Here is a 13,334-nt window from a genome sequence, read left to right on the forward strand (position 1 = left end):
GAATGTAATTTCTTGAATTAACAAGGAAGTCATTGAGCAAACCATTCCCTTAAGACAGTATTGAACAATACTTCGACTTAACAACATCCTGTTTTTAGGCAGGGCTGACTGACAGAAAAGGACAGTAATGATGAATTATTATAAGGATGCTGATAGCACCGAAACCCAAGAATGGCTTCAAGCCTTTGAGTCTGTTCTCAAGCATGCAGACAAGGATCGTGCTCAGTTTTTATTAAAAGCGCTATACAATATGGCGGTTCAAGAGGGGTTACCATTTAACCGCCTCGATACAGCCTATATCAATAGTATCGCTGTTGAAGATGAGCCAATGTACCCAGGTGATCTGGGTATGGAGCGTAAGATTCGTGCATTGATTCGCTATAACGCTTTGGCAATGGTTATGCGCGCTAATAAAAATGATGATGATTTAGGTGGCCACCTAGCGTCATTTGCTTCTAGCGCCACGCTTTATGAAACAGGATTTAACCATTTCTTCCGCGCAGCAAGTGATCACTTCGGTGGTGACATGATTTATTATCAAGGTCACTCAGCACCAGGTATCTATGCGCGATCTTATTTAGAAGGCCGTTTGACAGAAGATCAGCTTGATAACTTCCGCCGCGAAGTGGGTGGTAAAGGCTTATCAAGCTATCCACATCCATATTTGATGCCTGATTACTGGCAGTTCCCAACGGTATCCATGGGCCTAGGTCCGATCATGTCGATCTACCATGCTCACGTGCATCGTTATATGGAAAACCGTAAACTGTTAGAAAAAGAAGGCCGTAAAATTTGGGCATTCTTGGGTGATGGTGAGACGGATGAGCCAGAAAGCTTGGGTGCAATCTCTCTTGCTGGTCGTGAGAAGTTGGACAATCTGATTTGGGTCGTTAACTGTAATTTGCAGCGTCTTGATGGTCCAGTACGTGGTAATGGTAAAATTATCCAAGAGCTAGAGTCAGTATTCCGCGGTGCGGGCTGGCGTGTGATTAAAGTCATTTGGGGTGGTAAATGGGATAGCCTGCTTGCCAATGATGATACGGGTGTTCTCAAACATCGTATGGAAGAAGTGGTCGATGGTGAGTACCAGCTATACGAAGCGCGTACGCCTGAATTTACTCGCAAAGAATTCTTCGGTAAATATCCTGAATTAAAAGAGATGGCTGATGCATTGACTGATGAAGATATTGCACGCCTAAACCGTGGTGGTCATGATCCACAAAAAGTGTATGCTGCGTTTAGCGAAGCGATGAAAACTAAAGGTCAGCCGACGGTCGTATTGGTCAAAACTGTCAAAGGTTATGGCTTGTCCAGCACAACACAAGCGGTCAATAAATCGCATCAAATCAAGAAACTTGATCAAGAGGCGCTCGTTTATTTCCGTGATCGTTTCGATTTACCATTTACCGATGAGCAATTAGAGACCCTACCATTCTACCGTCCTGAAGAGGATTCGGCAGAAATGAAATACTTGAAAGGTCGCCGCGAAGCATTGGGTGGTCATCTACCAAATCGTCGCAGTGGTCACATTCCATTGAGCATTCCTGAACTGTCAATATTCGATCGCGTCTTAAAAGGCAGTAATGGCAAAGAACAATCAACGACGATGGTATTTGTACGTCTGCTATCAGCCATGCTGAAAAACAAAGACATCCAAGATCGCGTCGTACCAATCGTACCAGACGAAGCGCGTACCTTTGGTTTGGAAGGCATGTTCCGTCAACTCGGCATTTACTCTGCGGTTGGACAAAAATACACACCAGAAGATAGCGAAGCCTTGATGGGCTATAAAGAAGCCATCGATGGTCATATGTTAGAAGAAGGCATCAACGAAGCGGGTGCAATGAGTACTTGGATTGCCTTAGCAACCAGTTATTCTGTGAACGCGCTACCAATGATTCCGATGTATATCTATTATTCAATGTTTGGTTTCCAGCGCATAGGTGATTTGGCGTGGGCGGCAGGCGATTGTCAAGCGCAAGGCTTCTTACTAGGTGCCACTGCGGGTCGTACGACTCTGAATGGCGAAGGCTTGCAGCATCAGGATGGTCATTCACAGATTCTATTTAACGTGGTACCAAACTGCGTGACTTATGATCCTTGCTATGGTTATGAGCTGGCTGTTGTCGTACATGATGGTCTACGCCGTATGTATGGAGAAGGCGAACGCGTTTATTATTACCTAACGCTAATGAACGAAAACTACGACCAGCCTGCAATGCCAGAAGGTGCTGAGGAAGGTATCAAACGCGGTATGTATTTGTTAGAAGACAACGGTTCAACTCAGGTACAGCTATTGGGCTCGGGCGTAATCTTACGTGAAGTACAAAAAGCCGCTAAGATTCTAAAAGATGAGTTCAATATCACATCAAACGTTTGGAGTGTGACCAGCTTTAACGAGTTGACTCGTGATGGTATGGTCTGTGACGACTACAACCGTCTACACCCAATGGACGAAGAAAAAGTGCCATGGGTTACTGAGCAATTAGCACCGCACGAAGGTATTGTAGTTGCAGCAACTGATTATATGCGCAACTACTCAGAGCAGATCCGTGCTTGGTTACCGGACAATCGTCCTTATACCACACTTGGTACTGACGGTTATGGCCGTTCTGATACTCGTGAAAACTTACGCAGCTTCTTTAACGTTGATGCAGCTCACATCGTTGTTGCTACGCTTAAGCGCTTAGCAGATGAAGGCGAAGTGGAAATGCGTTTGGTGAAAGATGCGATTTCAAGTTTAGGTATTGATGTGGATCAGCCACCTGCATGGCACCAACAGTCTTATTATGATCATTCTCCAGATGCACCAGCACCAGGCAAAGTAAACCCAAGTCCTGTACCTGAGTTTGTCGCTGAAGACGATGAAGAAATCAGCAATGAAGGTCGTGCTGAAGATCAAGCGGATGCAACTTTACTCAATGACGGCGATGTCAAAGAATAATAATCATAAGACTAGGAGATAAACATGGATATTAAAGCCCCCGATTTGGGTGTCGATAGCGCCGAAGTCAGCGAAATTATGGTAGCAGTGGGTGATGTTATCGCAAAAGATGACAACATTGTTTTGCTAGAGTCTGATAAAGCTTCGGTTGAAGTACCAAGCTCTGCGGCTGGTAAAGTCACCAAAATCAGCGTTGCTATTGGCGATCAAGTTAGCGAAGGCATGGTATTGATTGAACTTGAGAGTGCTGAGGCAAGTGACAATGCTGACGACAATGCCGAAGAAGTAACTGATTCAGAACAAGCAGACGAGAGTACTGAAGACGCACCTGTTGAAGAGGATGCAGAGGAAGAGGCGACTGATGATACTAGTGAAGGCGCATCGACAACCCATGCACTGCCAGATATAGGCGTTGACGAAGCGCAAGTGGCTGAAATCATGGTGAGTGTAGGTGATACGGTCAGTGCTGATGAGTCCATCTTACTGATTGAGTCGGATAAAGCCTCTGTCGAAGTGCCTGCACCAGAAGCAGGCGTGGTCGAAAAAATCTTGGTAAATGCTGGTGACACTGTTGCTAATGGTCAAGACTTTATCGTCATTAAAGCGGCAGGTAGTTCTAAGGCAAAACCAAAAGCGGACACTGCTAAAAAAGCGGATAAACCTGCACCAAAAGCTGACGCTAAATCACAGCCAGCTCCAACAGGCGAGCCAAAGCAAGCACCTGCACCGACCTCAACTGCGGCATCTACTGATAAAAAATTGACCGAAGCACAAGTCAATGAAAAGCTTGCAGATGTATATGCAGGCCCTGCTGTACGTAAACTGGCGCGTCAACTAGGTGTTGATATTACACAGGTAAATGGCTCAGCACTGAACGATCGTATTCTAAAAGAGGATTTGTTTGCGCATGTCAAAAACCGTTTGACCACCCAGCAAGCCGCGCCAGCTGCTCAGGGTGCTGTTAGCTCAGGACTGCCAAAGCTACCTGACATGAGTAATACTGAGATTTGGGGTGAGACGGAAACGCAAGATCTTAGCCGTCTTCAAAAAGTCTCGATACCTCAGCTTAACTATAATACGTTATTGCCACAAGTTACTCAGTTCGATTTGTCTGATATTACAGAGACTGAAAAACTGCGCGGTGAGCTAAAAGGTGGTATGAAAGCTGAAGGTATTGGCCTGACTATTTTGGCCTTTATTGTTAAAGCAACTGCTTACGCTTTGACCCAACACCCACGCTTTAACAGTCATTTGAGTGATGACAATACACAAGTGATTTTGCGTAAGAGCGTTAATATGGGTATTGCGGTTGCGACTGATGACGGCCTAGTGGTTCCTGTGATTAAAAACGCACAGGACAAAGGTATCAAGCAGATCGCCATCGAAATTGGTGAGTTGGCAGTCAAAGCGCGTGATAAAAAGCTCACTACTAAAGATATGCAAGGTGCTAGCTTTACTATCTCAAGTCAAGGCATCCTAGGTGGTACGGCATTCACACCACTCGTTAACTGGCCACAAGTGGGTATCTTGGGTGCATCAGAAGCGACCATGCAGCCTGTTTGGAATGCGGCTAAGCAAACTTTTGAGCCACGCTTGATGCTGCCATTGTCATTGTCTTATGATCATCGTGTTATCAACGGTGCTGATGCAGCGGTGTTTACCCGCTATGTCGCTACCTTATTGGCTGATCCGCGTCGTATTTTACTCTAGGTTTACGTCTCAGCTCATAGCATAATTGATTTAAAAAAAGACTGTCTACGGATGGTCTTTTTTTATGCTTGAGCGTTTTTTTGGAAACCATCATAAGCAGCAATAAAAAAGCCAGCTATCAAGCTGACTTCTTTATTTACGCTATGTCATCTTGGGTGTATTAGAACTGTTTAACAAATGCCACGCCATATACCCAAGGGCTAATATCAACTTCACCAACATCCAGCGTTTTACCCGCAACGTCTACACTTGCGTCTGTCTTGATATCCATATAGCGAGCATCAATACGAAAAGATTCAGTCGGCTTAAAAGGAATATCCAGACCAATATGACCAGCAACGCCAACACTGTCATCCAGTTTTAAATTTTCATAAGTGTCGCTATAGATTTTTTCTTTAAAAAAAGTTGTGTAGTTCACACCGACGCCAACAAAAGGTTTTACATTCATAGGCATATTATAGCCGTCAAAATGATATTGTAGAGATAGAGTAGGCGGTAGATGCTGAGTCTTTGCATCAATCGTGGTGTTACCAGCTGTCAAAGTAATATCATGGTGAAATGGAATGGCTGCTAATAGCTCGACTCCCACGTTGTTCGCAATGAAATACTCGCCACTGATGGTTGGACGGATGTCACTATCTACATCAACATCTATGGCGCCATTTGCAAGAGTACCATTATTACTCTTAGGGTCGACCATATGGGCACCAGCAGCCACTGACCAAGTACCAGCAGGGATTGCAAAAGCAGTATTCACGGTCAATGCAGCAATAGTAGCTAAAACTAGGGATTGTAGTTTCATCATTGTATTCCTCAATATAATAGATGGTTTCGGTAGAGATCTAATGAGGGATGGCATTAGCTACCGATACACAATGTTATGATTATTCACTAAGGTGTAACATTGTGATCATATTATAGTACAAAACCATGTTAATAGTAAGGTTTTATGGATGTGTTTGAGACGGTTTTATTCAGTAGATAAAGAAAAACGAGATTTTAGTCAAAAAAATTGGGCGTTTTCATAGAATTGGTTATCATAGAGCAAGGATAGTTGCCTCTATTACACCATAAGCCCATAAGGTATAACGGTCATTGTTTGCATATAAAGCCCCAAAACTGAAATGCTGATTTTAAATTCAGTCAGATTTACCTAATACTCTTTGGATTGATAATTATGTTATAAAAAAGGCGTATATATTATGCTTGGCTACTGTAGTAATTCTCCACTACGCTGTGAAAAAGCACGTTCTATGGAAACATTGAATCAGGTAGATTCGTGTTGTCCTAAATGTCATCTATTTTTACTGCCTGCCCAAGATATAAGCGAGCAATTACGCGTAGAGGAAAAGGTGCTACAGTCTGCTATTTTACTCATTGCATTCATATTATTCACATCTGCCTATATTTATTATTCAAATTTTGTATAATCAATGACGTTTGACACAAATGAATAGAGCTATGTATTACTAATGTCCTTTAACGTAGTAGCAGATGCTTGGCATCAGCGATGACTACGCTAAAACCCAAAGAATATATTGACGGTATATGTTGTATTGACATAAGACCAGCGTATTACCAATTAGGGATGTCATGCTACTCCAATCTATACGGCGCTTGCGTCTTTTTGTCTACAATATCTTGCAGAACGATGACCATGACACGTTCTTTAGCCGCTGCGTTGATTATTTTTTAATATTCTTAATCATGACCAATGTAGCAGCGGTCATTGCAGAGTCTGTCGATCAATGGTATTACGGTTATCAAGCATACTTTACTTGGTTTGAGAATTTCTCCATTGTGATATTTGCTATCGAGTATTTGCTGCGGTTGTGGAGTGTGGCTGAAGCAAAGCCAACAAACACGACTTGGCATCAGCGTTGGCAGTGGCTAAAAAGTCCTTCAGCATTGATAGACTTGGTGGCGATAGCCCCTGCGTTTCTGAACTTCTTTGTGAATATCGATCTGCGATTCTTACGTATTTTGCGCCTATTCCGTATCCTCAAATTGACACGATATTTTGCCTCTTTACGTATTCTACTGGTGGTCATTAATAAAGAAAAAGGCTCCTTTCAAGCCGTTATTTTTATTTTAATCATTATGATTGTCACCGCGTCTAGTGGTATCTATTTGGTTGAAAATCACGCACAGCCGCAGGAGTTTGAGTCGATACCCAAAGCCATGTGGTGGGCAGTGGTCACATTGACTACAGTTGGTTATGGCGATGTCATACCGATTACCACGGCTGGTAAGATACTGGGGGCAGTTATCACGATACTGGGTGTCGGTTTAGCAGCGTTACCAGCTGGTATCTTGGCGACAGGGCTTGCAAATGAGCTTGCCCAACGTCGTGAGGAGCTAGAACAGCATTTTCGAGAGCAACTGATTGATAGCGACTTTGACTTGATACAGAATCAGATGATGATAGACAAGATTCGACGTGAGCTTGGATTGGATAAAGAGCAGGCGCAAAGCATCGTGCTACAAGTATTACGTGAGCAAGAACTTGAGCGCCGTGAGAGAGAAGTAAACGTCAAACAGAAGAATTTTTGTCCGAACTGCGGTGAGGCATTATAGAAGATAAAACAGTAAAAACGGCGAGTATGAAGCCAAAAAAAGGGCAGCGTTTTGATGACGTAGCCCTTTTTTTATAGTGACGGGATATATGCTGTGAGAGGTTCTATATGCCTTGTGGAATAGGGAGCGCGCGTGCAAGTTCATGAGCCACTTCTTGCGCGGCCTCTATGATGTCTTCGGCAGCGAGTGGTAAATTATGCAAGGTTAAATGCCAATCTTCTATTTCTCGGCGCAAATGGGCTACCCAAAGCGTGGTGCAATCACGAGGAAGCTGCTTTAAATTGACTTCAAAACAGCGATTGCCTTCATCATCACTAAGATGAATCTCACCTTTTTTTACTCTAGAAAACGGGTGGTCATGATAAGAGTTGGCAATCAGAGCAATATGGGTGATATTGAGTGGGATTTTTTCTAAAGACAGTCTGATTTGCTCTTGGTCAAGTGGCGCCAGATACATGGCTTGTTCGCCGCGATCTTTACCATTTAAGCTGTCCCCTTGGTGTTTGACCGATTCAGCTCTATCGCGCAATTGTTTGAACCAAACGATATCATGAATGGTGCAATGCGTGTCATACAACACGCACGCCAAATCGATATCAATTGCTTCTTTGTTCTTTTTAAACCGCTTCAACAAACCTTTTGCTTCAATTTTGGTAAAGTCATAATTTAGCGCAAAAAACAACGTTCCTGCATCTATGCCCAGTCCTTTTAAGCTTTCTGAAAGTAATGGTGCTGGGGCAGTGGTCGACATAACATTCCTTTTTAATTCTTAGTTTTTAAATGCCTGCATCTATGTGAATACAGTTAAATTTGAGTATGGTTACAGTTGGACGTTATTCATTGTTTACAGACTTATCCAGCACAGCTCGATAGAGCAGCTCAGGTTTGGCATTTAACAAACCGCTGCCAAAACCACGTAACCACCAAACCAGCTGTGACGTTAGATTTACAGTGGCTTGGATAGTCAAGGTGTCATCGTCGTTTGACATGACTATTTGATCGTCGCTCAGCTTGCTTTCAGTAAGACTTTTACCGGCTTGTTTGGTAAATTGTAGCTCAATAGCGGTGTTTTTACCACGATTGGGCAGCTCGCTAAATAACGGGTGACTAAAGCCCATGCCACCTGCGTCCAAATACGTATCAAGCTGAAAATTCTCTGGTGTTTTTGCGGCGCTGTCGAGAATCTCAACACTGGCAAAACGGTGCAAAGCAAAGGTACGAATGATGGATTCTGTGTCGTCGATACGAGTGGCGACCAAATATATAATGACACCGCGCTGGATAATAGCAATTGGATTTAGGGTATATTCACTGGCCTGAGATTTATCACCACGAGTGTAGCTGGCTTTGATTTGTAATTGATAAAATAACGCATGATAAATATTGTCTTTACTTTCTAAGTTGATATGCGGGGCAATTAAGGGCTGAGTTGCGGGTTCAATACGCACTCTATCTATCCATGAATGCGTGACCTTACTGTTTTTTAGTTGTCGTCTGGCTAAGTCAAACCAAGGAAACAATTCATCCAAAATAACAGGGGGTAGCAGCTGAGTCAGATTGGCTTCCACCATATTGAAAGCCACGGCTTGCGACAAGTTCATATGCGGCAAGCTCTGTAATGGCGCGTCATCGCACCAGCGCCAACCTTGTGGATTGGCGTTGTTTTTTTCAATCGGAAAGCGCTTGGCAAGCGCATTTAAATCGCGCTGTACGGTACGTAGGCTGATATCAAAACCTGCCATGATAAGTTGCTCAAATATATGAGTTGTACCTACCCAGCGATTGCGCTGTAGCTGAGACAGTACTTGCCACTGCCTCGCTGTTGTGGCTGCGCCATGGCGATTATCGCTTGTATCGTTTAAGACATGACTGTCCGTTGCGACTGGTATGTTAGTCTGCTCATCAGAATCGGTCTGTCTTTGAAGAGAGTTAGCATCAGTAGTAGGTACAGTCATGAAAAGATAACCTTTATAAAGTTACAGTCAGTTGTTTTTTATGTATTTAGCGCACTAATAACTGTTTATCATCGCAGAAAAGCATCGTAGCGTCTAGGGACGTTCATCAAGGTGTAAGCCTGCTAAATATTGCATACGTCCGCTAAATTAGGCTGAGCCAATACAGCATACAGTGAAGCGTTATTTGATGACAATCAACCGTGAGTTGTGCTAAATACTATTAAGCGGTCTTTTATTCTGGTGGTGATTGTTGCTTTTTTCGTCATTAGTTACGTCTTTGCGATCATTCATTATATCCATCGCTTCGCTCTCACTTTTCTGAGAGTCATCAGTATCTTTTCTTTTTTTGTCGTCTTTTTTTTGACGTTTGGCTTTGCGCTTTTTCTTGTCTTTCTTTTTTGAATTCTTATCGTCAATATCCTCTTCTTCATTCTGATTCTCATCCCATAGCATCAGACGATTCAGCACTTTGCCAAACAAGGTGTCTTTGCGGTAGCGACCTTTTTTATTCATGGTATCGATAGGAAGACCTGTCATCAGTGTTAAGGCTTCGCTTAGCGTATAGACGCCATAGATATGAAAACTGCCTGCTTTGACGGCTTCAATAATATCGTCGCGCAGCATCAGTTGTTTGACATTGGCCATAGGAATCACAACGCCTTGTTGTCCTGTCAGCTCCTGCTCACGGCACGCATCAAAAAATCCTGCAATTTTTGCATTGATACCGCCCACGGCTTGTACTTCACCAAGCTGATTCATGGAGCCTGTGATGGCAAAAGATTGGTCAATGGGGACGTTGGCTAGTGCGGACAATAGGGCACAACCTTCGCTGACCGTGGCACTATCGCCATCTATGTGGGCATAACTTTGCTCAAACGCCAGTGACGCACTAAAGTTTAAGGCATGATGCTGACTAAACAGCGCTCGTAAATAGCTGGTCATGATAAGCATGCCTTTGGCATGTAAGCTACCGCCCAAATCCACATCGCGCTCAATATCTAGAATCTCTCCAGCGCCAATATTTGGCTGAATGACGGCGGTGAGACGTGCTGGCATGCCAAACTCACTGTCCGCATAGCTAACCACCGTCAAGGCATTGACCTGTCCGACAGCAGAACCTTGTGTTTGAATCAATTGCTGACCGTTTTTTAGCTCATCCCAATACAAATCTCTTAAGTATCCTGAGCGCTCATCCATATCACTAATGGCTTGAGTAACATGCGTGGCGGTAACGATGTTTTCATCATTTAAGCGGGCATGACGGTTTGACTCATGGAGCAATTTGATTAGAAGGTCGCTATGTAGGCTCAAGCGGTCTTGTTCTTCCGCTTGCAAGCTCAAATGCTCAAGCAAAGTGGCTTGGGCGTGACGATCGAAAGGATAAAGGTTGGCATAGTCGATAATGTCAGCCATCTTGGCGACCAGTGCCAGTTCGTGCTCGCTGGTACGAACGACGTCGTCATGAAAGTCAGCGCGAACCTTAAAAACCGCATCAAATTCAGGCTCCAGCTCCAGTAGCTCATAATACAAATCTGCTTCACCCAATAAGATAACCTTAATATCTAGATCAATGGGCGCAGGAGATAACGATAAGCTGCCTGTCAAGGTTAGCATTTGCTCAAGGCTTGAGAGCTTGATTTTGCGAGACTGCAGAGCGCGCTTGAGTCCTTGCCAAGCATAAGGGTGCTCTAGTAAATGACTCGCCTCTAATAGTAAATAACCGCCATTGGCACGGTGTAGCGCGCCTGCTCGAATCATACTCACGTCAGTGGTTACTGTGCCCAGTTGGGTAATTTGCTCAACATGGCCCAATAAGTTTAAATGAGTTGGTAGGTCTTCGAAGATAACTGGCGCACCACTGTCAGGTACATGACTGACAATCACATTGACCGCATAACGACTTGGCGTGGTGGCCAAAACTGCCGTCACGAATTCTTCATCATCGCCATTGACGATACGTTCCACATGAGTGACCATATCTGCAAACACCGCTTTGAGATAATCAACGACAAGCGGGTGTGTATTAAATTGTTCATAAACAGGTGCAAATAAAGGCTGTAATGCCCGCTGTGCAATGTTTCTATGCAGCGCTTCTATCTCATCGTTGGCTTCGTCTTCCAATTGCTCCAAAGCGATGGTCAGCTGACTGAACCTTTTTTGCATATGGTTCTTTTGTACAAAATTATTAAGCTCAGTTTCGTATTCACTGTCACTATTACTGTATTCAGCACCGTTGCTTTCTGTATCATTGGCTGAGGTTTCGCTGTTACCTTCTACCTCTAATTTTTTATTAGCGTTATTTACGAGCAGATCGGTGTTTCCATTGTTCTCATTGTCAGTCTGTAGCTGGCTAGGATGCACAAAAACAGCTTTATTATCAAACGATCGAAACGTCAGTGCCAAGTCATATTGCTTGCCTTCAGCGTTTAGTACTTCATACGCCTGACTTTCTTTTTGATGCGTATTGTTTTTGATGGCTTCGATTTTGCTTTGATACTGATCGCTACGAAATCGCTGGCTCAAACGTTTTTTGGCTTGTTGCCACAGATGATTGACTTGCTGCTGTAACAGATCTGCATGACCTGCTGGCAGTCGCAACGCCAAAGGGGTACGAGGATCGGTAAAGTTATGTATATATACCCAGTCATCTGGTGTCTGTGCATCAGCTGCGATGCGCGTGAGTAAACGGCTGATAATCGTGCGTTTGCCTAAACCATTTTCTCCAGCTGCAAATACATGATAGCCACTGGCTTTGATATCTAAGGCGGTTTGTAAGGCTTTGAGGGCACGCTGTTGACCAAAACCAACATCTAGATCAGGCGCTGTGCGTGTATCAGTCGGCAGCTCATCGGGATCGCTATAACGCTTGAGTTGCTCAGTGCCGATCAAGCAGCGTTGCTCAACCTCGGTAAAAACAGGATGCGGCGCAGCTGGTGATGTTGGTTCGGTTTCTTTTAACTCAGAGAGAGATGTTGCCATATTATTGGTGTCTTTTGATACTTGATAATGAAGGTTATAAAGTTGTTCGGTCATAAGCGTATGATAAGTCATCTTAAAAGAAGTGAGTCATTATTGATTTTTTAATACTTAGCTCGGTTCGCATGTGTTTTTCTAAGTCTAATTTTTACATGAGTTTTTTGATACATCATCAAAGCATATTACAAGATATCGCTGCACTTGAGACAAATCATTAAACGCAGTTTTGTATCATGATGAAGTAAATGGTTAAGTAAAATGAAAGAAATAAGTATCAAGAGATAGGCCATCTAGAGTCATTAAAGAAGAATAACGCACTTCATGTAGGGGAAGATAGTATAAGATGTCTCACATTGGCGCAATCTGCAACTATTCAATGAGCAGGCTGCATGATAAAATAGACGGTTCACATGTCAAAACTGGATAACTTGTTGTATGTCAGCTTCCGCTAAAACTTCTTTGCCTTCTGCTAGTACAGGTAATGTACACATTGATCCGACTGGCTTTGTAAAGCTTGGTTCACAATTGCCAGCACTTGCCAAGACCTTGTCGCAAGCAGCAGACAAACTGAATCTACCTCTAAGCGAGGCACAGCAACGCACGTTATTATTGTACTTAGACCAGCTCTTATTATGGAATAAAGCGTATAATCTGACCGCAATCACTGATCCAGAAGAAGCCTTGATCAAGCATGTGATTGATTGTTTGGCTATTATAACGCATTTACCAACCGGATCTTTACTCGATATTGGCACTGGTGCCGGTTTGCCTGCTGTTATTATTGCTATTTGTCAGCCAGAGCGTCCGTGTACCGCGCTTGATAGTAATCAGAAAAAAATCCGTTTTATCAAACAAATCAGTAGCGAGCTTGGTTTGAGTAATATGCAGCCAATTGCATCTCGCATTGAAGCTCATGAGGCCAGCTACGACGTGGTCACTTCCAGAGCATTTGCCAGCTTAATCGATTTTGTAGAAGTGGCACAGCCTAGATTGGCAGATAACGGTTATCTGTGTGCTATGAAAGGTAAAGTTCCGAGCGATGAAGAGTTGCAAGCGCTTGAGAGCGAGTGGGACATTAAAACCATCAAACTTCAGGTGCCATATTTACATGATAGCCGTCATTTAATTGAATTATCGGTCAAAAATGTCTAAGCTACCAACAGCTTTTGACC

Annotated in this window: 8 protein-coding genes; 4 read left to right on the forward strand and 4 right to left on the reverse strand. The window is 43.5% G+C overall.

All coding sequences use genetic code 11. From position 1 onward, the window contains the following. Positions 1-127: 127 nt before the first annotated feature. The gene (aceE, locus tag CZ794_RS09395) at positions 128-2,944 is read left to right on the forward strand and encodes a pyruvate dehydrogenase (acetyl-transferring), homodimeric type (protein WP_373407909.1); all 2,817 of its coding nucleotides are present in this window, start codon (positions 128-130) and stop codon (positions 2,942-2,944) included. A gap of 24 nt (positions 2,945-2,968) precedes the next feature. Continuing rightward, positions 2,969-4,654 carry a 2-oxo acid dehydrogenase subunit E2 gene (locus CZ794_RS09400; RefSeq protein ID WP_087041336.1) on the forward strand — a complete coding sequence of 562 codons (1,686 nt, stop codon included), beginning with the start codon at positions 2,969-2,971 and terminating at the stop codon, positions 4,652-4,654. A 160-nt stretch (positions 4,655-4,814) separates the two neighbouring features. Here the strand turns inward: CZ794_RS09400 and CZ794_RS09405 are convergent, their stop codons facing one another. Beyond that, positions 4,815-5,456, reverse strand: a complete 642-nt coding sequence (locus tag CZ794_RS09405) for an OmpW family protein (protein WP_087041337.1) — start codon at positions 5,454-5,456, stop codon at positions 4,815-4,817. A gap of 791 nt (positions 5,457-6,247) precedes the next feature. Between CZ794_RS09405 and CZ794_RS09410 the strand changes: the two genes are divergently transcribed. Further along, entirely contained in the window at positions 6,248-7,231 is a 984-nt protein-coding gene (locus tag CZ794_RS09410; protein ID WP_087041338.1) for an ion transporter, read from the forward strand. Between the two features lie 103 nt (positions 7,232-7,334). Here the strand turns inward: CZ794_RS09410 and CZ794_RS09415 are convergent, their stop codons facing one another. From CZ794_RS09415 to CZ794_RS09425, 3 genes are all read right to left on the reverse strand, one after another. Further along, positions 7,335-7,982 carry a TerD family protein gene (locus tag CZ794_RS09415; protein ID WP_087041339.1) on the reverse strand — a complete coding sequence of 216 codons (648 nt, stop codon included), beginning with the start codon at positions 7,980-7,982 and terminating at the stop codon, positions 7,335-7,337. Positions 7,983-8,064: 82 nt separating this feature from the next. Further along, positions 8,065-9,186 (reverse strand): YafY family protein, encoded by a 1,122-nt coding sequence (locus CZ794_RS09420; protein ID WP_087041340.1) that lies wholly within the window; start codon positions 9,184-9,186, stop codon positions 8,065-8,067. 210 nt (positions 9,187-9,396) lie between these two features. Next, positions 9,397-12,165: an ATP-binding protein gene (locus CZ794_RS09425; protein WP_306298352.1), complete on the reverse strand. Its 2,769-nt coding sequence runs from the start codon at positions 12,163-12,165 to the stop codon at positions 9,397-9,399. A 432-nt stretch (positions 12,166-12,597) separates the two neighbouring features. On the opposite strand from CZ794_RS09425, the gene rsmG reads away from it, so the two are divergent. Beyond that, positions 12,598-13,314, forward strand: coding sequence for a 16S rRNA (guanine(527)-N(7))-methyltransferase RsmG (gene rsmG / locus CZ794_RS09430; protein WP_087041341.1), 717 nt, complete (start codon positions 12,598-12,600; stop codon positions 13,312-13,314). Positions 13,315-13,334 lie beyond the last annotated feature (20 nt).

This window comes from Psychrobacter sp. JB385 (genome assembly GCF_900163785.1).
Lineage (GTDB): Bacteria > Pseudomonadota > Gammaproteobacteria > Pseudomonadales > Moraxellaceae > Psychrobacter.